The sequence below is a fragment of the Mycobacterium sp. TH-M103 genome (assembly GCF_057473785.1).
Genome location: NZ_JBYCLG010000042.1, coordinates 1 through 19,773 on the forward strand (window position 1 = coordinate 1; position 19,773 = coordinate 19,773).

General features: G+C 69.3%; 21 protein-coding genes and 2 pseudogenes. 16 read left to right on the plus strand and 7 right to left on the minus strand.

All coding sequences use genetic code 11. The features are described from left to right. The 5 genes from AC2VOR_RS01785 to AC2VOR_RS01805 all read left to right on the plus strand — a co-directional run. On the plus strand, positions 1 to 1,553 hold a 1,553-nt coding region (locus AC2VOR_RS01785), incomplete at its 5' end, for an Hsp70 family protein (protein ID WP_486963092.1). A gap of 126 nt (positions 1,554 to 1,679) precedes the next feature. After that, positions 1,680 to 3,053, plus strand: coding sequence for a DUF7159 family protein (locus AC2VOR_RS01790; protein ID WP_369741792.1), 1,374 nt, complete (start codon positions 1,680 to 1,682; stop codon positions 3,051 to 3,053). A 9-nt stretch (positions 3,054 to 3,062) separates the two neighbouring features. Next, the gene (locus AC2VOR_RS01795; protein WP_369740991.1) at positions 3,063 to 3,416 is read left to right on the plus strand and encodes a hypothetical protein; all 354 of its coding nucleotides are present in this window, start codon (positions 3,063 to 3,065) and stop codon (positions 3,414 to 3,416) included. 41 nt (positions 3,417 to 3,457) lie between these two features. After that, the gene (locus AC2VOR_RS01800; protein ID WP_369740990.1) at positions 3,458 to 4,477 is read left to right on the plus strand and encodes an NADP-dependent oxidoreductase; all 1,020 of its coding nucleotides are present in this window, start codon (positions 3,458 to 3,460) and stop codon (positions 4,475 to 4,477) included. A 115-nt stretch (positions 4,478 to 4,592) separates the two neighbouring features. Beyond that, complete coding sequence (locus AC2VOR_RS01805; RefSeq protein WP_369740989.1) at positions 4,593 to 5,435, plus strand: glycoside hydrolase family 16 protein; 843 nt, start codon at positions 4,593 to 4,595, stop codon at positions 5,433 to 5,435. 3 nt (positions 5,436 to 5,438) lie between these two features. Here the strand turns inward: AC2VOR_RS01805 and AC2VOR_RS01810 are convergent, their stop codons facing one another. Further along, positions 5,439 to 6,953 carry a glycosyltransferase family 39 protein gene (locus tag AC2VOR_RS01810; protein ID WP_369740988.1) on the minus strand — a complete coding sequence of 505 codons (1,515 nt, stop codon included), beginning with the start codon at positions 6,951 to 6,953 and terminating at the stop codon, positions 5,439 to 5,441. 59 nt (positions 6,954 to 7,012) lie between these two features. On the opposite strand from AC2VOR_RS01810, the gene AC2VOR_RS01815 reads away from it, so the two are divergent. Then, positions 7,013 to 7,318 carry a hypothetical protein gene (locus tag AC2VOR_RS01815; protein WP_369740987.1) on the plus strand — a complete coding sequence of 102 codons (306 nt, stop codon included), beginning with the start codon at positions 7,013 to 7,015 and terminating at the stop codon, positions 7,316 to 7,318. A gap of 96 nt (positions 7,319 to 7,414) precedes the next feature. Here AC2VOR_RS01815 and AC2VOR_RS01820 read toward each other — a convergent pair. Then, a pseudogene (locus AC2VOR_RS01820) lies at positions 7,415 to 8,180 on the minus strand (amidohydrolase family protein); the annotation flags it as partial. Positions 8,181 to 8,256: 76 nt separating this feature from the next. Here AC2VOR_RS01820 and AC2VOR_RS01825 point away from each other — a divergent pair. Further along, positions 8,257 to 8,910, plus strand: a complete 654-nt coding sequence (locus tag AC2VOR_RS01825; protein ID WP_369740986.1) for a GAP family protein — start codon at positions 8,257 to 8,259, stop codon at positions 8,908 to 8,910. 24 nt (positions 8,911 to 8,934) lie between these two features. After that, positions 8,935 to 9,606 (plus strand): GAP family protein, encoded by a 672-nt coding sequence (locus AC2VOR_RS01830; protein ID WP_369740985.1) that lies wholly within the window; start codon positions 8,935 to 8,937, stop codon positions 9,604 to 9,606. Here AC2VOR_RS01830 and AC2VOR_RS01835 read toward each other — a convergent pair. Further along, positions 9,594 to 10,319: a hypothetical protein gene (locus AC2VOR_RS01835; protein ID WP_369740984.1), complete on the minus strand. Its 726-nt coding sequence runs from the start codon at positions 10,317 to 10,319 to the stop codon at positions 9,594 to 9,596. The genes AC2VOR_RS01830 and AC2VOR_RS01835 overlap by 13 nt on opposite strands. A gap of 54 nt (positions 10,320 to 10,373) precedes the next feature. Here AC2VOR_RS01835 and AC2VOR_RS01840 point away from each other — a divergent pair, with 54 nt between their 5' ends. Then, positions 10,374 to 11,870 (plus strand): diacylglycerol kinase family protein, encoded by a 1,497-nt coding sequence (locus AC2VOR_RS01840; protein WP_486963093.1) that lies wholly within the window; start codon positions 10,374 to 10,376, stop codon positions 11,868 to 11,870. A 44-nt stretch (positions 11,871 to 11,914) separates the two neighbouring features. Here the strand turns inward: AC2VOR_RS01840 and AC2VOR_RS01845 are convergent. Then, positions 11,915 to 12,340 (minus strand): annotated as a pseudogene (locus AC2VOR_RS01845) (PAS domain-containing protein); the annotation flags it as partial. Positions 12,341 to 12,644: 304 nt separating this feature from the next. Between AC2VOR_RS01845 and AC2VOR_RS01850 the strand changes: the two are divergent. Beyond that, on the plus strand, positions 12,645 to 14,429 hold the full coding sequence (locus AC2VOR_RS01850; protein WP_486963094.1) for a sensor domain-containing protein: 1,785 nt from the start codon (positions 12,645 to 12,647) through the stop codon (positions 14,427 to 14,429). A gap of 25 nt (positions 14,430 to 14,454) precedes the next feature. Here the strand turns inward: AC2VOR_RS01850 and AC2VOR_RS01855 are convergent, their stop codons facing one another. Next, positions 14,455 to 14,991 carry a hypothetical protein gene (locus AC2VOR_RS01855; protein ID WP_486963095.1) on the minus strand — a complete coding sequence of 179 codons (537 nt, stop codon included), beginning with the start codon at positions 14,989 to 14,991 and terminating at the stop codon, positions 14,455 to 14,457. A 198-nt stretch (positions 14,992 to 15,189) separates the two neighbouring features. Here AC2VOR_RS01855 and AC2VOR_RS01860 point away from each other — a divergent pair, with 198 nt between their 5' ends. From AC2VOR_RS01860 to AC2VOR_RS01870, 3 genes are all read left to right on the plus strand, one after another. Further along, positions 15,190 to 15,450 carry a hypothetical protein gene (locus AC2VOR_RS01860; protein ID WP_486963096.1) on the plus strand — a complete coding sequence of 87 codons (261 nt, stop codon included), beginning with the start codon at positions 15,190 to 15,192 and terminating at the stop codon, positions 15,448 to 15,450. A 135-nt stretch (positions 15,451 to 15,585) separates the two neighbouring features. Then, on the plus strand, positions 15,586 to 16,173 hold the full coding sequence (locus AC2VOR_RS01865; protein ID WP_486963097.1) for a WXG100-like domain-containing protein: 588 nt from the start codon (positions 15,586 to 15,588) through the stop codon (positions 16,171 to 16,173). A gap of 20 nt (positions 16,174 to 16,193) precedes the next feature. Continuing rightward, positions 16,194 to 16,448, plus strand: a complete 255-nt coding sequence (locus AC2VOR_RS01870; protein WP_486963098.1) for a DUF4926 domain-containing protein — start codon at positions 16,194 to 16,196, stop codon at positions 16,446 to 16,448. 44 nt (positions 16,449 to 16,492) lie between these two features. Here the strand turns inward: AC2VOR_RS01870 and AC2VOR_RS01875 are convergent, their stop codons facing one another. Then, a complete protein-coding gene (locus AC2VOR_RS01875) occupies positions 16,493 to 16,783 on the minus strand; it encodes a WXG100 family type VII secretion target (RefSeq protein WP_486963099.1) in 291 nt (96 codons plus the stop codon). Further along, positions 16,780 to 17,097 carry a WXG100 family type VII secretion target gene (locus AC2VOR_RS01880; protein ID WP_486963100.1) on the minus strand — a complete coding sequence of 106 codons (318 nt, stop codon included), beginning with the start codon at positions 17,095 to 17,097 and terminating at the stop codon, positions 16,780 to 16,782. Before AC2VOR_RS01880 ends, AC2VOR_RS01875 begins: the two co-directional genes overlap by 4 nt. A 360-nt stretch (positions 17,098 to 17,457) precedes the next feature. On the opposite strand from AC2VOR_RS01880, the gene AC2VOR_RS01885 reads away from it, so the two are divergent. The 3 genes from AC2VOR_RS01885 to AC2VOR_RS01895 form a co-directional block, all read left to right on the plus strand. Next, positions 17,458 to 18,126: a TetR/AcrR family transcriptional regulator gene (locus tag AC2VOR_RS01885; RefSeq protein WP_486963101.1), complete on the plus strand. Its 669-nt coding sequence runs from the start codon at positions 17,458 to 17,460 to the stop codon at positions 18,124 to 18,126. Positions 18,127 to 18,319: 193 nt separating this feature from the next. Beyond that, on the plus strand, positions 18,320 to 18,868 hold the full coding sequence (locus tag AC2VOR_RS01890) for an MmpS family transport accessory protein (protein ID WP_486963102.1): 549 nt from the start codon (positions 18,320 to 18,322) through the stop codon (positions 18,866 to 18,868). Beyond that, positions 18,865 to 19,773 (plus strand): MMPL family transporter (locus tag AC2VOR_RS01895; protein ID WP_486963103.1); only part of this gene is annotated, 909 nt, incomplete at its 3' end. The genes AC2VOR_RS01890 and AC2VOR_RS01895, both read left to right, overlap by 4 nt.

Consider the following 19,773-nt stretch of genomic DNA (forward strand, 5'->3'; position numbering starts at 1 on the left):
CGGCGACCGTGCAGGCGCTGCGCAACGGCCTGCGGACCCACGTGGGCTTCGTGCGCAGCGGCATGGCGCCGCGCGTGGTGTCCGACGCGGTCGCGGCGCTGACCGCGGCGAACGCCGAACTGTGTTTCGCGGCAACCGGTGTGGTCGGGTTGCTCGATTTCGGCGGCAGTGGCACCTCGGCCACGCTGATGAACCTCGACGGCGACTTCGAGCCGGTGAGCCCGACGATGCGGTTCCCGGAGTTCTCCGGCGACGAGATCGACCAGGCGTTGTTGCTGCGGGTCTTCGAGGAACTCGGCCACGGCAGCGGCATGGACCCGGGCAGCACCGCCGCGGTGGGGCAGCTGGGCCGGCTCCGCGAGCAGTGCCGCACGGCCAAGGAGACGCTGTCCACCGAGGTGGTGACCGAGATCGCCGCCGAACTCGGCGGGCGCCGGTGCACCATGCGGCTGACCCGCGAGGAGCTGGGCGACCTGATACAGGACCGCCTGACCGGCTTCATCTATGCGCTCGACGACATGCTGGTGCGCAACAACAAGAGCTGGGCGGACCTCTCGGCGGTCGTCACCGTCGGCGGCGGCTCGAGCATTCCTCTTGTCACCGAACGCCTTTCGGTGCATTGCCGCAGGCCGGTCGTGTGCCCGTCGGAGCCCGCCTTCGCGGCCGCGCGCGGTGCGTTGATGCTGGCGTCGCGCGGCGAGGAACTCGACTTCCGCACGCGCACCTCCGTCGGCCTGCTCGCGGCCGCCGCGGACGCCTGCGAAGTCGTCGACCTGGGCTGCGGCGACGTGCTGGTGATCGATGACGAGGCCATGACCGATCGGGAATTGGCCTGGTCGCAAACCGAATACCCCGGCGACGTGCGAGTGCCGTACACACCCGAGGCCTACGACGAGGACGGGCCCGCCGGCTGGTCGATGCGCCTCAACGTGATCGACGATGCGCCCAGAGCGCGGCCGTGGCGACGAGTCCGCCTGTCCCAGTTGATCATCGGAACCTGCGCCCTGGTGGCCATGACCGCGATCGGCGGGGTGGCCTACACGTTGACGGGCATCGAGAACCGCCAGGCCCCGCCCGCGCCCAGCGTGGCGCCGCGCCCGGCGCCGCCGCCCAGCGCAGTGCTGCCGACGGCCGTGCCCCCGCCGCCGTCGCCGCCGCCGGTGCCCAGCGCCGCGCCGCCCCCGCCCCCGCCCCCGCCGTCGCCGCCGCCCCCGCCCGCGCCGCCGGTCGTGGTGACCACGCCGCCACCACCCCCGGTCGTCACCACCGTGCCGCCGCGCCGGACCCACCCGCCGGCCGCGACGACGACGGCCCCGCCGCCCAGCCCGACCGAGACGCCCACCACGACGACACCGCCGCCACCGAGCACGTCGGAGACGCCCACCACGACGACGGTGCCGATGACGACGGAGTGGATTCGCGTCCCGTTGCTGCCGGTGCCGATCCCGGTGCCGGTCCCGGCGAACCAGGTTCCCCAGAACCAGGCGCCGCAGTACCAGGCACCCCAGTACCCGGGCACCGGGCAGAACCCGTTCCTAAGCCCGGGTTACTGATCGCAGCGCGGCACCTCACAAGCAGCTCACAGCCACTTTCGGTCACACGCGAGTAGCGTGGAAGCAACGATTTGGGTGTGCGTCGGGCGCGCACCGTAACGCGGCTTGGAGGACCTGGGGGCGCAAGTGGACATCGTGCTGGGGGTGTCGATGGCTGCCACGACGGTCCGGTTGTTGCTGATCGAGGGCGCCGACGCCGACGGCGTCACGATCGAAGAGGACACCTTCGACGTCGGCGAATCGGCGTCGACCGGTGCGGTCGAGCAGGTGATCGCCGCCATCGACGGCACCCGGGAAGGCGCGATCGAGGGCGGCTACCGGCTGGCGTCGATCGGCGTCACCTGGAGCGATCCCGCCCAGGTCGGCGCGCTGCGCGAGGAACTGGCCGCCCGCGAGGTGGGCGGCGTGATGCTGGTGTCGCCGTTGCTGGCCGCCGCCGCACTGGCCCAGACGGTGGGCCACGCGATCGGCTACGAGCACATCGCGATGCTGTTCGTCGAGCCCGACCACGCGACGCTGGCCGTCGTCGAGGTTTCCGACGGCTCGATCGTCGACCTGCACCGCCGGGCGTTGGCGAACGCCCATCCGGAGGCGCCCCGCGAGGCCCTGGCGGCCGAGCTGGCCACGATGGTCGCCGCCCTGGACGCGCGGGGGTCGTGGGCCGACGGCGTGTTCCTCGTCGGCTGCGGCACCGAGATCGTCTCCATCAAGCCCGCGCTCGAGGCGGTCACGCCGCTCGACGTCACCGCTCCCGGGGAACCGGAGATGGCGCTGGCCCGCGGGGCGGCGCTGGCGTCGGCGAATGCGCCGCTGTTCGCGTCGTCGACGGCCGCGCTGGCCTACGCCCTGGACCCGGGCACCGGAGAGATCCACCCCCGCGGCCTGACCCCGACCTACCTGGACATCAGCGCCAACGCCGACCTGGGCGACGAGGCCCTGGCCTACAGCGCGATCACCGAGGACGACGACGAGGCCCCGCGCCGTCGCCGCCGGCCGTTGATGTTGACCGGCAGCGCGCTGGCGGGCATCGCCGCCGTCGCCGCCGGGGTGGTGCTCCTGTCGCTGACGTCAGACCGGCCGGTGTCGGCCGTGCAGCACAAGCCGCGCGTCAGCGTCGCCGCCCCGGCCAAGCACTTGCCGCCCCAGGCACCGGCCAAGCCGTCCCCGCCGAGCGCGCCGCCGCCCCCCGCGGCCGCCGCGCCGCCGCCGCCCCCCCCGGCCCCGGTCGAGCATCCGGCACCGCACACCCCGGTGGAGGCGCCGCCCCCGGCGCCCGTGTACCACCGGCAGGCGCCCCGGTACGTGCCCACCCCCGTCCAGCGGGCCGTGCCCGCGCCGCCGCCGGCCGCCCCGCCGCCGGCGCCACCCGCCGCCGTGCCTCCGCCGCCGCCCGCGGCAGCGCCGGCCGAGCCCGGCAGGCCGCTGACGACGGTGTATCTACACTTTCCGTTCGTCACCGTGCCGATTCCGATCTACCCCCCGCCGCCGCCCGGACCCTAGGAGGTCGCAGTGAGCGAGTACGGTCCGTTCGGCTTCGATCCCGACGAGTTGCGCGACGTGTTCGACCGCATCGGCAAGTTCGTCGGCGCCACGGGGGCCCGGGCGGGCTGGTCGGCGGTCTTCGAGGACCTCGCGGGGCGGACCCGCTCCGCGCCCGAGACCGCCGGCGAGGCCGGTGACGGCGTGTGGGCCGTCTACACGGTGGACGCCGACGGCGGCGCCCGCGTCGAGCAGGTCTATGCCACCGAGCTCGACGCGCTGCGGGCGAACAAGGACAACCTCGATCCGCGGCGCAAGGTCCGCTTCCTGCCGTATGGCATCACGGTCAGCGTTCTCGACGACGATTCGGACTCACCGGCTTAACGCCGTTCCGGCCGCCGGGCCGGGCCTGTAGTTTCTGCTTCGTGGCCGACTTGCCGAACCGTCAGATCCTGTTGCGTCGCCGCCCGTCCGGGCTGGTCAAGCCCGACGACACCGAGCTGGTCACCACGCCGGCGCCCGAGCCCGCCGACGGGGAGGCGCTGATCCGCACCACCTACGTCGGCATCGACGCCGCCGCCCGCACCTGGCTGGACGACCAGCCCAGCTACCTGCCGCCGGTGCAGCTGGGCGAGGTCATCCGGGCGGCCGGCATCGGCGAGGTCGTGACGTCGCGCTGTGACGCTTTCGCCGTCGGCGACGTGGTCACCACGCTGACCGGCTTCTCCGAGTACGCGATCATCCACGACGACATGTTCAGCACGCCCATCCCGGGCGAGGACGACCAGCTCGCGATCATGTCGGTGTACGGCCCGACCGGTGCCACCGCCTATTTCGGGATGACCGACATCGGCCGGCCGCAGGCCGGGGAGACGGTGGTGGTCTCGGCGGCCGCGGGAGCCACCGGCTCGGTGGCCGGACAGATCGCCAAGATCGCCGGAGCCCGGGTGGTGGGGATCGCGGGCGGTCCGGAGAAGTGCAACGCGGTGGTCGAGGACTTCGGCTTCGACGCGTGCATCGACTACAAGAACGACGATCTGGCCGCGGCGCTCAAGGAGCACTGCCCGCGACGGGTCGACGTCTACTTCGACAACGTCGGGGGGCCCATCCTCGACGCGGTGCTGGGCCGGCTCGCCAACCGGGCGCGCGTGGTCCTGTGCGGTGTCATCTCCAGCTACCTCACCGGTGAGCACCCGGGTCCGTCGAACTACGTTAACCTGTTGTCGAAGACGGCGCTGATGCAGGGTTTCAACGCCCTCGACCAGTGGGGGCGCTTCGACGAGGCGTTCGCCGCGCTGCGCCGGTGGGAGGCCGACGGCCTGCTCCGGCACCGGGAAACCATCTTCGAGGGCATCGAGTCCTGCGTCGACGCCCTCAACGGGTTGTTCACCGGGGTCAACATCGGCAAGACGCTGGTCAAGCTGAGCGAACCCACGTCGCGCTAGCGCGGCGAGATGCGGCGCGGGCCCGCCGCGTGATTTCATAACACCGTTTGCAGCGTTGCTTCGGGGGAATGTTCGGAGTAGGGCTTTCCGGCGTTCGGATGGGTGGTGTCTAAGAATGGATCGTCGCAGCATGTTGACGACGGGGATCGGCATGCTGGCGGCCGCGGCCGCGGCCTCGATCCGTCTCCCGGAGGCCGAGGCCCAGCCGGTGCCGCCGCCGTCGGCGCCCGCCCAGGCCACGGGCGGGCCCTACATCTTCCAAGACGAGTTCGACGGCCCGGCGGGTTCGGGCCCGGACCCGGCCAAGTGGACGGTGCAAACCTGGCAGGACGACGTGTTCCCGCCGGTCGACGGGATATACCGCGACGATCGCCAAAACGTTTACCTGGACGGCAATTCCAACCTCGTCCTGTGCGCCACCAACGACTTCGGCACGTATTACACGGGCAAGCTGCGCGGCAACTTTCGCAGCATGATCAACCAGACGTGGGAGTCGCGGATCAAGCTGGACTGTCTGTTCCCCGGTCTGTGGCCCTCGTTCTGGGCCGTCAACGAGGATCCGCTGCCCGACGGCGAGGTCGACATCTTCGAGTGGTACGGCAACGGCAGCTGGCCGCCGGGCACCACGGTCCACGCGGCGTCCAACGGCAAGACTTGGGAGGGCAGGTCGATTCCCGGGTTGGTCGACGGCGGGTGGCACACGTGGCGGATGCATTGGGGCGAGGACGGATTCCAGTTCTGGCGCGACTACGTCGACGGCGCCAAGCCCTACTTCACCGTCCCCAACAAGCCGATCCCGGTGCACGGCAACCCCAGCGACCTGCGCTGGCCGTTCAACAATCCCGGCTACTGGCTGACGCCCATGTACACTCTCGCCGTCGGTGGGGTCGGTGCCGGAGACCCCGCCCTGGGCACCTACCCGTGCACCATGCTCATCGACTACATCCGTATCTGGTAGTCCTCACCGCTGTGCCCTGATCACCTGAACCAGGTTGAACTGCCAGCGCTCGACGAGGCGGAAGCCCAGGTCGCGCGGCACCGCGAAGGCCGGGGTCGCGCCGTAGCGTGGACCCGGCGGCAGCGCGGGCCCCTGTTCGTGGGCGGGCCGCGACTCGTCGGCCTGGGTGATGATCCAGACGACGCGGCACCGCCCCAGCGGCTGGGCGACGACCTCCGGGATGAGGTTGGTGTCGAAGACGTCGTCGCGGTCGGTGGCCCGTTGCCACAGGGTGAGGTCGACCAGCTTCCGGTACGCATCGGGGCGCGCCGCCAGCAACGGGCGCATCGGGGCCGGCATGAACGTGACCGTGTCGTTCACCAGCAGGCAATCGCCCGGCGACGCCTGCGCGGCGATCAGGTCGGCCACCTGGCTGTAGTCCATGCCGTACTTGGCGTACGGGTTGCGCTGCGCCAGAACGTAGTTCGGTGTGGCGACCACTGCGAACAAACCGACCAGCGCCGCCGCCCGCCATGGCCTGACGGCCACCGCCGCGGCGCTGCGACCCAGGATCAGTGCCATCGCCGGTGCGGTGAACGACAGATAGCGCGGCGTGTAGACCGGGTGGATCACGGCCGACCAGAATACGATCGCGGCGGTCGGGATCGCCAGCCAGGCGAGCGCCAGGGTCACCAACTGCCGATCCGCCGGCTGTGACGCGCGCAGCCACACGACGGTCGCGGCCGCGACCAGCAAGGCCGCCAGCACCGCGAACTGGGGGCTTCTCTCGAAATACTGCTGCACCGCCACGTCTTCGAACGTGCGGCGCCCGATCGGTGCGATCCAGCTGATCTGGTGCACCTGCCCGGCGGCCAGGGCCAGGAACGGCGCCGTCGCGCACCCCGCCAGGGTCGAGGCGACGGCAAACCGCACCAGGACGGCACGCCGGCGCCGGAACGTGACGACGAAGGCGGCGTGCACCAGCACCAGCAGTGCCAGGTAGACGTCCAGCACGATCGAAACCGCTTGTGCCACGGCGTAAAGCGACCAGATGCGGGCCTCGCCGCGGCGGCCGGCGTACAGCAGCAATACGGTCAGCCAGACCGCGGCCATCATCGAGACGGCGTAGGGCCGGGCTTCGATGCCCGCCCAGGTCGAGCGCGGCAGGATCGCGCAGAACACGCCGGAGGTCACCGCGACGGTGCGCGACGAGAGCTGCTTGCCCAGCACCACCAACCCCGCCGCGGCGCCGCCGATGGCCAAACCGCTTGGGGCGCGGGCCCAGAACTCCGTGGGCGGAAAGATCGCGAACCAGCCGTGCATGAGCAGGTAGTACAGGCCGTGCACGGCGTCGACGTTGCCCAGCATTCGCCACAACTGGGCCGGCGAGCGGCTGTAGGAGGCCGAAATGGTCGCCGCCTCGTCGTACCAGAAGGACGGGCGGCCGGCGCCGACCAGGCTGACCGCCGCGGCCAGCAGCCCCACGACCAGCGGGTCCAGCGCGGCCGGCGGCGGGCACAGCCGGGCGCGGGTGGACATCACCGCTATGTTGCCATGCGCACGGCCCGGATCGGCGCATTCGAACGTATGATCGATCGATGGGCCAGCTCGGGTCGATCGGGTACAACGGGCAGCCGGTCCGCAGCCCGTTCCGCGTGGTGCGGCCGCCGGTCCCGGTGCTCGTGGACCTGACCGCGCTGTTCCCGCGCGAGCCGCACCGCTCGGGCCGTTACCAGCCCAACGGTCTGCAACTGCACAGGGTCGTCGAGGGCCGGCTGAGCTGCTGGGGCATCTGCGAACAGGGCGACTGGTGGGGGCTGGTCACCTACCCGGTCGCCTACGGCGCCAAGCAGAGCACCGTGACGCACTGGGTGCCGGCCTGGACTCTGCGCCGCAAAGATTAGGGCTGCAACCGGCGTCCCTGGACGTACGTCGCGGCGATCGACGCCTCGCCCCCATCAACAACTTGAAAGAGTCTGGTCCCGGGCCACGGTGGTGTCCGGATGCAGCGAAACCGCGGCCGCACCGGGCTCCGAAATGTGGGCCTTGAAGGCGGCGTTGAGCACCTGGGGGATGGACCACTGGTCGCAGGCGTCGAAATCCGTTCCGGCGCAGACGTTTGACACCGGATGCCACCGTCCGCCGCCACGGCATGGTGCCCGTGCCCCGGAACTGCTGGGAGGCCGGGCAGTGCGCGATCGACGCGCCCGCCTCGCTCATCCGCGCGAGACGTCGCCGGTGCCGGAGCGGTTGTCCTCGTTGAGTTGGGTGTGGAAGTACAGCTTGCCAAGGCCTTTGAGCGTGCGTGCGGTGACGGCCAGGGAGAACCGGGGGACGATCGCGACGTGCAGCCGCGCGGTTCCCGCGTCGCCGCCGGCTCCGCCGCATGCCACCTGTCGCAGCGCTTCACTTCGGAGGTGATCAACCGTGCGGCCGTGCGGGAGCCCACCGTCTGGATTCCGCGACCGCTGACGATCCGCAGTCCGCGCCGCGCCGTCTCCGCGAACGGGTCGTCCTGGGTGCGGGGGAACGCTGACCCGAGGACCATGGCCGCGGTGGTCCCCGACGCGACGCGCCGGTCGCAGAACTCGGCGGCGGCCCGCGCGGCGAAATCCGGATCGGCGAAGCGGGCCTCGGCGGTGTAGGCGCACGCGCTCAGCCAGTCCCTAGCGGCTGCGCGCCGAAGTAGGAGTCGCCGGCGAACGTCTGCAGGAAGTGCACGTGGGTGTCCACGAAGGCCGGGAGCAGAAAGCCGGGCCGGTCATCTCCCGGTCTGTGTTCATCATGCCGAAGCGCCGCGCCAATGCGATGATTGCTGCCCGTGGCACAAAGTTCGGGTTCCGTGTTGACCGCGCTCGTCGCGCTGGCGCTGGTCATCGCGGTCTCACCCATCACGGTCATTCCGGCGGTACTTGTCCTGCACGCGTCCCGGCCGCGGCCCGTGGGCCTGGCCTTCCTCAGCGGGTGGGTGCTGGGCCTGGTGGTCGTCACCGGCGCGTTCGTCGCGAGCTCGGACCTGCTCGGCGACCTGCGCAAGTCGCCGCCGACGTGGGCGTCGTGGCTGCGGGTGGTGCTGGGGTCGGCGCTGGTGGTCTTCGGCCTCTACCGCTGGGCGACCCGGAACCGCCAGGGCAGCATGCCGGGCTGGATGCGTTCGTTCTCCAAGCTGACCCCGGTGCGCGCCGCGATGACCGGGGCCCTGCTCGTGGCGATACGGCCTGAGGTCCTGATCCTGTGCGCGGCGGCCGGCCTGGCCATCGGCGCCAGCACCCTCGGTGTCGCGGACGGGTTCGCCGCCGCCGCGTTCTTCGTCGTCATCTCCGCGTCGACGGTCGCCCTGCCCATCCTGGCCTACGTCGGCGCCGGTGACCGGCTCGACGACACGCTTGAGCGCGTCAAGGACTGGATGGAACAGAACCACGCCGCGATGATGGCGGTGATCCTGGTGCTCATCGGTTTCATGGTCATCTACAACGGAATTCACGCTCTGCGCTGAGCTCCTGTGGGAGGATTGCTGCCCATGGCAGGTAGCTGGGGTGCAGTGCTGACCGCACTCGTTCCGCTGGGGCTGGTCGTCGCGCTCTCGCCGATCACGGTCATTCCGGCGGTCCTGGTTCTGCAGGCCCCGCGGCGGCGGCCGAGCAGCCTCGCGTTCCTCGCCGGCTGGCTGGTGGGCCTGGCCGCGCTGACGGCGCTTTCCGTGGCGGCGTCCGGCCTGGTGGGCGGGCTGCACAAGACCCCGCCGGCCTGGGCGTCGTGGCTGCGGGTGGTCCTGGGGTCCGCCCTCATCGTCTTCGGGATCTACCGGTGGCTGACCCGGCGTCGCCACACCGAGTCGCCCTCCTGGATGCGGTCTTTCGCCACCATCACCCCGGTGCGGTCGGGGGTCACCGGAGTAGCGCTGACGATGCTGAGACCGGACGTGTTCCTCATCTGCGTGCCGGCCGGACTGGCCATCGGGACAGCCGGACTGGGCGCCGCCGGTGACTGGATGGCCGCCGCGTTCTTCGTCATCGTCGCCGCCTCGACGGTCGCGATCCCCATCCTGGCCTACGTTGCCGCCGGCCCCCGCCTCGACGATCCGCTGGCGCGGCTCAAAGACTGGATGGACGAGAACAACGCCGCCCTGCTCGCGGTGGTCATGATCGTGATCGGTGCGATGGTGCTCCATCACGGAATTCAGGCCCTGTAGCCCCCGTCGGACAGGCCGGCGTCCGCTTCGAGCCGGTTCGCCTCGCCGCAGGCCCACTCGCGGACCAGTTCCCGGCCGTAGCCGAAAAGCATTCCCGCATAGCCCTTTGCCGCCCATTGCCGGCTGTGGATCTCCTCGTGGTGCAGCACCCGATCCAGGTCGGGTTCGCCCCGGTGCGACCGGACGATGCGGCGCAACCGCTCGGCGGGGTCGGCGACCCTGCCCGCGTTGACCATGAAGATGTCACCCCAGGTGGTGCCGCCCCGGCGGCTGAACTGGCGCTGAATCCAGTTGCCGCCCAGGCCCATCAGCATGCCGTTGGGGGTGGTGACCAGGCGACCGCCGTGCCGGTGCACGAACTCGACGTCGCGCGCGTAGCTCCAGCCGTTGCGGCTCTGCCGGTTGAGGATTCGCCTCACCTCGGCAGCGCCGTACGGGGTCTCGGGGAAGTCCGTGGGCTGCCCGCCCGGCCTGCCATAGCCGGTGCCGGCGTTGAGGACGTAGGTCAGCAGCACCGCCCGGCGGGTGTCGGCGCCGCCGGTGGTCCGCGGGATCAGGAAGAACGACTTGCCCTGGCGGTCGCGGATCTCCTCCATCCCCGCAAGGAGGTGAAAGCCGGCGGGCGGGATGTGGGGCACGATGCCGGCGAGGGCCTCCTCGGGCACGCCGTGCCGTTCGGCGTTGTCGAGCCATTGCCTGACGTAATCGTCCATCGGTCCTTCCTCGCAGAACTTTCTAGCAGCTCCGCGCCCGTTAAGGTGTAACCAATGAGCGGACGGCCCTGGCACCGCGTGCGCGGCGTCAAAGAGATCACCCGCGGGCTGGGCACCCTGGACCGGGAACTGTTCGACACCATCGCCGCCAGCCCGACCCCGCTGCTCGACGCCGTCATGCCGCCGCTGACCCGTGCCGCCGACCATTCCAAGCTGTGGGTCGCCGTTGCCGCGGCTCTGTTCGCCTCGGGCAATGCGAGCGCACAGTGCGGTGCGACGCGCGGTGTCGTCACGCTCGGCGTCACGAGCCTGGTCACCAACCAGTTCGCCAAGCGGATCCGCCGGCGCCCCCGCCCCCGCCTCGACGCGGTGCCGGTGGTCCGAAGGGCCGGCCGCCGGCCGACGTCGAACTCCCTGCCGTCGGGCCATTCGGCCAGCGCCGCCGCGTTCGCCGTCGGGGTGGGGCTGGAGAACCCGCTGCTGGGGTTCGGGCTGGGACTGCTGGCCGCGCTGGTCGGGCTGTCTCGGGTGGCGACTGGCGCGCACTACCCCGGCGACGTCATCGCCGGCTTCGGCATCGGGGCCGGCGTGGCGGTCCTGGGCGGGCGGCTGGTCCCACCGATCGTGGCGACGGCCCTGCCCGACACCGAACCGCTGTGGGTCGACGCGCCGCAACGCCCCGACGGGGCCGGCGTGGTTCTGGTGGTCAATCCGGCGTCGGGCGGTGGCACGGGCGCCCGCGTCGTCAACGAGGTGCGCGCCGAGCTGCCGCGGGCCGAGATCGTCGAACTGGGCCGCGACGACGACCCGGAACAGGCGCTGCGCCGCGCCGCCGCGCGTGCCGAGGTGCTCGCGGTCGGCGGCGGCGACGGCACCGTGGCGACCGCGGCGGCGGTGGCGATCGACACCGGGCTGCCGCTGGCGGTGTTCCCCGGCGGCACGTTCAACCACTTCGCCAGGGACATCGGCTGCGACACCGTGGCCAAAACCGCCGACGCAATCCGGCGCGGCAGCGTGGCCCGAGTCGACCTGGTGTGCCTCAACGAAACCCGGATGGTGCTCAACACCGCCAGCATCGGCGCGTATCCGGCGTTCGTCGGGCAGCGCGAGAAGTTGGAGAAGCGGATCGGCAAGCCGCTGGCCGGTTTCTACGCCATGCTGCACACGCTGCGCCACTCCGAACCGGTCCGGATCCGCTACGACAACACCACCTTGCTGACGTCGCTGTTCTTCCTCGGCAATTCGCTGTATCTGCCCTCCGGGTTCGCGCCCTCGGTGCGGCCGCGCATGGACGACGGTCTGATCGATGTGCGCATGCTCGAAGCCGGCCGCCCGTGGGGCCGCACCAGGGTCCTGGCGGCGCTGGCCCTGGGCCGTCTGCAGCGCAGTCCGCTCTATCACGAGTTGCAGGTGCCCGAGTTCGCCTTCTGCGCCCTCGACGGTCCGACGGTCATCGCCCACGACGGCGAGCTCGGCGACGAATACGACCGCGCGGCCTTCAGTGCGAAATACCGGATCCTGCCGGTGTACCGCCCGCGTCCTCGATGTTGAGCGCCGCGTCGCGGTTGTGGTCCCCACACCCACTCGGTGACGTCGGCGAGGCTGACCAGCAGGACCGGGTTGTCCTCGCGGAGCAGCATCGTTCCGAGGACGGCGACTCTGACGACGCCTTCGGGGCGGTGCCGCCACACGGTGGTGGCGCCGACCGCCGCGCGCAGCGCTTCCACAGCGCTCACGGGTGGGTGTTGCGTCTCGGTGACCAGCAGGCGGTGCAGGGGCGTGCCGTCGAGCCCGCCCTCGCCGTAGCCGAGCATGGACAGGCACGCCGGGTTCGCGTAGACGACAGTGCCGTCCTGGTCGAGGGCGATCACCGGTGTTGCCAGGCGCTGCAGCAGCACGAGCGCGGGCAACTGCTGCAGGTATCCCCGGGGGGTGTCGGGCCGAGGGGTGCGGCGGCGATCTTCGAATGGGGCGGGCGCATGGTTAACCCCTTGTGCCGCTTCGTCTTTGGCTGAATGCATCGATAACCCCCCGGACTGGTGTGCGCGATGCTACTGGCGACTAAGCTCACGGTCGTGCATCGTGGGTGTCGGGGATTAGAGCCGAAAGTCCCGGCGCTGGCACGCATTCCGTTACGGATATTCGTAACAGCCTGCCAATTTCGCATACGTCATTGCCGAATGAAACAGCAAACCGCACACTGTAACTGCGCTTACGCACCCGGACCGCGGGTAGAGCATGGGAATGGGCGCCACAGGTTGCACTCGGAGCTACAGGTTGTGAACGAATCCGCAGTCGGGGCGAGGTGGGAGGGGAGGTGCCGTGGTGGCCGCTGAACCCGCGAAGTCGGCACCCGCCCGTTCGGGCGGACGACATCCGGTGGGCCGCGTGCGGCGACAACTCGCCGAGCTGATGAACACCCGCGACCAGATGGGACAGCTGCTGCGGGCCGTGGTGGCTGCAGGCGCCGCTCGCGGCCGGGCCCAGGCGGACCAGGAGTTTCGGGGGATGGTCGAGGACAGCCCCGTCGCGATCTGCGTCCACGCCGACGGGCGCTTCCTCTATGTCAACGACACCATGGTGCAGAAGATGGCGGCCGAATCCGCCGACCGGCTGCTGGGGCACCGGATCGTGGACTTCGTGGCGCCGCAGTCGGTCCCCACGGTGCTCGGCCAGATCGCGGCGCGCCGCCGCGACGGGGACATCTCACCGCCGATGGAGATGGTGATCCTGCCGCTTGACGGGACGACCCGCGCGGTGGAGGCGGTGGCAGTGCGGGCCCAATGGCGGGGCAGACCAGCCCACCAGGTCGCGTTCTGGGACGTGACCGAGCACAAGACCGCCGAGGCGAACCTTCGCTACCAGGCGGCGCTGGTCACCCACGTCAGCGACGCGATCGTCGCCACCACCCTCACCGGCGCGGTCACCGCCTGGAACCCCGCCGCCGAAGCCATCTACGGCCGCTCGGCGGTGCAGGCCCTCGGCCGACCGGTCGGTGAGGCGGTTGGCGCCGCCCTGGATCCGGCCGCGATCATCGCCGCCGGGGGCGTCGTGCACGCCACGCACCGCGCGGCCGACGGCTCGCCGCTGGCGGTGCGGGTGTCGGCGTCCCGCATGGACACCGGATACGTCGTGGTGTGCGCCGACCAGACCGCGCTGCGGCGCGCCGAACAGCATTTCCAGACCGTCGTGGCGTCCCTGGAGGAAGGCGTCGTCGTCATCTCGTCCGAGGGCATCGTGGAATCGGTGAACCCCGCGGCCCTGCAAATAATGGGTGTTCCGACGACGGAGGCCGAGCCAGTCGAGATGGCGGCAGTGGTACCGATACCGATCTACGACAGCGACGGCGGGTTGCTCATCGCCGATCAGCGTCCGGTGCTCGAATCCCTGAAAATCAGCCCCCGGGGGAGCCAGGTCTACGGTGTCGACCGATTCGACAATGGACGACGGGTCTGGCTCTCCGTGACGTGGTCGCTGCTCGATCCCGAGGATCCCGATGGCTCGTCGGTGCTGGTGTCGTTCGCCGACGTCACCGCGCAGCACACCAAGTACCAGCGACTCGTCCATCAGGCGACGCACGATCACGTGACCGGGCTGCCCAACCGCGCCCACATACTCGACCTGGTCACCGACGCACTGGAAGCCCGAGATCACCGGTTGGGTGCGGTGCTGTTCATCGACCTCGACAAGTTCAAGAGGGTCAACGACGAACTCGGGCATCATGCCGGCGACGCCGTGCTGAGGATCGCCGCCGAACGCCTGAGTGCGGCGTTGCGCCCCGACGACGTGGTCGGACGTGTCGGCGGCGACGAGTTCGTCGCGCTGCTGGCCGCGCCGATCGAGCCCGAGGAGGCCGACGTCGTCGCCGACAGGCTGCAGGGCGCGCTCGGCGAACCGATCGTCGTCGGGCGCGACAGCGACGGGATTCCGGACGTCAGCTGCATCAGCGCAAGCATCGGCGTCGTCGCGGTGCCGCCCGGCGAGCGGCGCAGTGCCGCCGAGATCCTGCACGAGGCAGACCTCGCGATGTATCGGGCGAAGGCACGCGGACGGGTGTTGGGCCACGTCGTGACGGAGGCCGTCGACCGGCACGGACCCGCCGATCGCTGAAGCGCCTAGCTCGTCGAACCCGGCGTCACAGCCAGCCGGTGCGGGCGGCGGCGACCGGCTCGGCCGGGGCGGGGGCCAGTTCCCCGTCGCGCACCTGCTCGAGCATCCGCTTCACCGCGGCGACGATCTGCGGGGCCGCCGCGGCGAGTGCGGTCTTGTCGGCCTCGCTGACCTCGTCGGGATCGACGCCCGCCCGGGCCAGCACGGCCGCCGGGTCGGCCAGCTGACCGGCCAGCCACGACACCGGGTCGGCGGACAGCTCGGGGACGAAGTGGCGGCGCCCGGGTTCCCACCCGTTGAAACGGGGGTGGTGATGGGCCCGGTCCAGCGTCCCCGGCGGGCTCTCGGTGGACCCGAACAGGTCGACCCGCCACACCGGCCGGTCGAAGGAGATCGGGACTCCGGCGTAGATGGAGCCCTGCGGCGCGCCGCGGTCGACGAGGCGCAGTTCCAGCCTGACCCCCCGTTCCGGGGTTTCCTGCCCTTCGAGCGGAGACGGGTCGACGAAGAACATGTCCCCGATGACCACAGCCAGGGTGTCGAATCCGAACGCTGCGAGCATCGCGCACCTTCCTTGGCCCTGATCGTCTGTCATCGAGGGTAGACCCGGGCGAGGGTGGCCCACGAATCCCGCCGAGGCATCGGGTTTACAGTTGATGCTGCGGTTTTAGTACGCCGCTATGTCCGGCCTTGAATCATCGGCGATGACCGCACATCGCGACGGCAGAGAAGTGATCGAGATCGATTCCGAAATGTCGGCATGTCCCAAGACGTCGACCCGGGAGTAATCAAGCAGGCCGGCGCGGGGTGGCGACACGTCCACGACGATGCGGCCGCAGCCGTCACCCGGTTGGCCGGCGTGCTGCAAAGCTCGGCCGGGATGGCTGGCACCGACAACGGGGCCTGCGCCTGGGCCTCGAAGTACGACCCGCTGTGCGGGGGTTGCGACGGCGCCACCGGTGTCATGGAGTGCGCCGTCGCGGCCGTCATCGCCGCAGGCCAGGTCACCGACCTGCTCTAGACGACTGCGGTCAACCACGAAAACGCGGACCAGCAATCCGCACTCGGCCACCACGGCCCGCCAGCCGTTGCTCCCGAGAAGGTTCCCGTCTTTCTGGAGCCCGAGATCCCGTCGGCCGAAGGCGGCCATGGCGATGTGCCCGCGTGGTGGCACACGATCCAGGCGTACGTGCAGGGAGAGCTGTGGCCCAATGGTCACCAGGACCAGTTACGCGGCGCCGCACAGGCCTGGCGCAACGCTGCCGCGGGGCTTCGGGCAGCAGCTTTCCTGGCAAACAGCGCAACGCCGTATTTGGCTGATCAAAAATCCCCCGAGATACCGGCCGCCATCGCCAACTGCAATAAGGTCAGGGACGCGATCAACACGGCGGCGGAGGGCTGCGGCATTGCGGCCAAATGCTGCGACGACTACGCATCCGCCATCGATGCCGCCCACCACCGCATCGTGCATGAGATGGAGATCCTGGGTGCGACCGTCGCCGTGACGGAAGTTGTCGCAGCGGTGCTGATTCCGCTTACCGCTGGCGCCAGCGAAGCCGTGTCGAAGGTGGTCGATGTCAGTAGGCTGACCGCCACTGGGGCTCGCATCGCCGAAATCATCCGGGCTTTCAGGGCGGCGGCCGAGATGTCGGCCCTGCCGACGGTGAATGCGGTTGGCTCGACCGCCCGTTCGATAGCCGAGCTCGGACCACTGCTGCGGGCGCGTGCGAGGGTCTTCACGTAGATGAAAGAGAACGAACGGAAATGAAACCCCAGGAACTCGATGTGGTCCGGTTGCGGCGATCACTGCCCGAGTACAACTTGCCGGTCGGAGCGCGCGGAGCTGTCGTCATGGATTACACGAAGTACGCCGATGAGGGGCTTCCCCCCGCGTATGAAGTCGAGTTCGCAGACGCCGACGGCGTCACCCAAGCGCTGGTCACGGTCTCCGCAGATGACCTGGAAGTCGTGTGGCGCCCCGAGGCAGCGGATCCTCCCGCCCCACTCGACCCGAGTTAGGGCCGGCCTCGTGCGGCACCGCTGCGGCGGATCGATGCCGTGGCTCAGGGCCACATCGTCGAGTTGTGTTTCGCCACGCCGGTGTAGTTGCGATGCGCCAGTTCAACGTTTCTGCGCAGCTCTGTAACACCTTCTCGCATCTGTTTGTCCGCTCTCGCCCATTTTTGATGATATTGAAGCTCGGCCTCGGCGCCCTGACCTTTCCAGGTCTGCTGCAGTTCGGCCACGCATTGGTCCACCGCGGCCGCAATCTGCTCGGCTTGCGCAGTGAACTTCGCCAGCCGGTCAGCGAAATGCAGCAACGCCTCTAAGTCGACCGTGTAACCGCGGCTCACAACTTGGGATCCGTTGCAGTCAGCGCCGCCAATGCTCTGGCCGCGACGGTCTCGTGGTCGAGCATGAGGTCCAGTGAGCGCAGCAACTGCTGTGAGTGTTCGTGCAGGAGCGCCGCGATAACCGTCGCGCCCTGGTGCCATTCATCCCACGGTGGTTGGAAAGCCGATGCCGCGATGCCCTGCCACGTCGCCGACAAGGCGCTCCAGTCGCCGGCGATGCTGTCGAGTTCCGCTGTGAGATCGTCGGCCTGGTTCGTCAGGATCTGCGCAGCCGATGCCATCGCTTCCAGCCTCATCGTCAGCTCGCCAGTCATCGAGCCTCCTCATGCCGAGTCGGTACCTTTCGGTTAAATCTGCCGTGCCCGTCGATGCCGCGCAATCGCTCCACGCGGACCGGGAACGTCGAGCCCATTAATGATTGCGGCGCTATCGGACATCGGCATTGCCCGGTGCGCCAGACGCGCGTACCAGGCCTGGTCCGAAGGCTTATTCGGCTAACTAATTTAGGTTGAAGTGCATACCGACGTGACCGGCAGCCCATTCGGCCATTGCCGCGCAGCCTCGGCGGCTCCGTTGGCGACTTGCGGCTTGCGAGGTGTCGGCGACGCCCCCGTCTAAGCGAAGAATCCTTGTGTGCGTTATGCAAATCACACAACGTGCGTTAGGCTCGGCCGGTGGCGCAACTGACATTCCAGCGCGCTCGCACCGAGGAAGAGAAGCGCCAACGTGCGGAGGCCCTCGTGGAAGCCGCGCGCTCGCTGGCAATGGAAACGGGCGTCGCATCGGTCACCCTGACTGCGGTCGCCAACCGCGCCGGAATTCACTATTCGGCGGTACGCCGCTACTTCACCTCCTACAAGGAAGTCCTGCTGCGTCTGTCCGCCGAGGGCTGGGTGCGGTGGTCCAATACCGTCTCGGAGAAGCTGGCCGAGCCCGGCGCTAAGTCGCCCTCGCGCATCGCCGAGACATTGGCGCAAGCCCTGGCCGAGGATCCATTGTTCTGCGACCTGCTTGCCAACCTGCACCTGCACCTGGAACACGAAGTGGACGCTGAGCGGGTCATCGAGGTCAGGCGGATCAGCACCGCGGCCACACTCTCGCTGGCCGATTCGATCGGATGCGCGCTGCCCGAACTCGGACGATCGGGCTCGCTGGACATCCTTCTGGCCGCCTACTCGCTGGCGGCGACGCTGTGGCAAGTCGCGAACCCGCCGGCGCACCTGACCGACATCTACGCCGAGGAGCCCGAAGTGGTTCCGCCCGAGTGGAATCTGGACTTCGCAACCGCCCTCACCCGCCTGCTGACGGCCACCTGCATCGGCCTGATCCCGGCGTCCTCATGAACGTCGCAACCGGTACGGGGCCGGAGGTCAAGCCGCGGGCGTTGGAAACCGACCGGCGCAGCGACGCCCGGATGAAGGAAGGCCGTCGAAGGGGGACTGCTATGGCCAGCCCGATCAAGGACCCGTGGGGCATCTCCAAGGTTGTACACACGCTAACTAATGTTGCGCCCGTGCTGAAGGACTTGAAGCGCCCATGACGATGACTGAGCCAAGGACCGAACCGCTGAAGGAGCAGGGCTCCGCCGGCAGCGAGGGCAACGAGGTCGCCGCGCAGCGCACCAAGAAACAGGGGCTCTTGGGGCGCTTCTGGTTGGTGCTCACGATCACAGCCGTCGTTGCGGTGTCGGGATTCGTCGTATACCGACTGCACGGCATCTTCGGCGTCCACAGCGGTTCGTTCGGCGGTGGCACCTCGGGCGAGGTCCTCGACCAGTTCAACGCCAAGACCATCACGCTCGAGGTCTGGGGCTCACCGGGCAGCACGGCGACCATCAACTACCTCGACGAAAACACCCATCCGCAGCAGGCACTGAACGTGCCCTTGCCCTGGAGCAAGGTATTGAGTTCAACGAAGCCCGGCATCCCGGCAAACCTGATGGCGCAAGGAGACGGCAGTTGGATCGCGTGCCGATTCGTCGTGAACAACCACGACGGGGGCGGTGACGTCATCAAGGCCCCGAATCGCTCGGATTCCAACGAAACCGTGAACCCCTTCGTCTACTGCCTGGACAAGTCCGCATGAGCGGGCCGAGCGAGGCTCCGCCGCGCGTCGATCAGCCGCTGATCCCGCCGTTCCTACCGCGGATGATCCATCGGCTGGCGCTGCCGATCGTCCTGGTGTGGTTGGGCATCGTCTTCGTCACCAACACCGTGGCCCCGCAGCTCGAGGTCGTCGCCAAAAACCACTCGGTGTCGATGAGTCCGACGGACGCGGCATCCTTCCAGTCGATGATGCGCGTCGGGTCGACATTCAAAGAGTTCAACTCCGACAGCTCGGCGATGATCCTGCTGGAGGGGGACAAGCCACTCGGAGCCGAAGCCCACCGCTACTACGACGAAATCGTCAGGCGCCTCGAGCAAGACAAAATGCACGTTCAGCACGTGCAGGATTTCTGGAGCGATCCGCTGACCGCCGCGGGTTCCCAAAGCCACGACCAGAAAGCCGCCTACGTGCAGGTCTACCTCGCCGGCAACATGGGCGGCGGCCAATCCGCCGAGTCCTCCGATGCCGTACGCAAGATCGTCAACTCGGTGCCCGCCCCGCCGGGGATCAAGGCGTACGTCACCGGCGCGGCTCCGTTGTTCGCCGACCAGTCCCACGCGGGCGAGAAAGGCGTCGCAATAGTCACCATGGTCACGATCCTGGTGATTTTCGTCATGCTGCTCTTCGTCTATCGCTCGCTCGTCACCGTTCTGGCCGTGTTGTTCATGGTCTTCGTCGAATTGTTGGCGGCCCGCGGGGTGGTTGCCTTGCTGGCCAACTACGAGATCATCGGACTCTCCACGTTCGCCAACAACCTGTTGGTGTTGATGGCGATCGCCGCCGGAACCGACTACGCGATTTTCGTGGTCGGCCGCTACCACGAGGCCCGCGGTCTGGGGGAGACTCGCGAAGAAGCCTTCTACACCATGTTCCACAGCACCGCG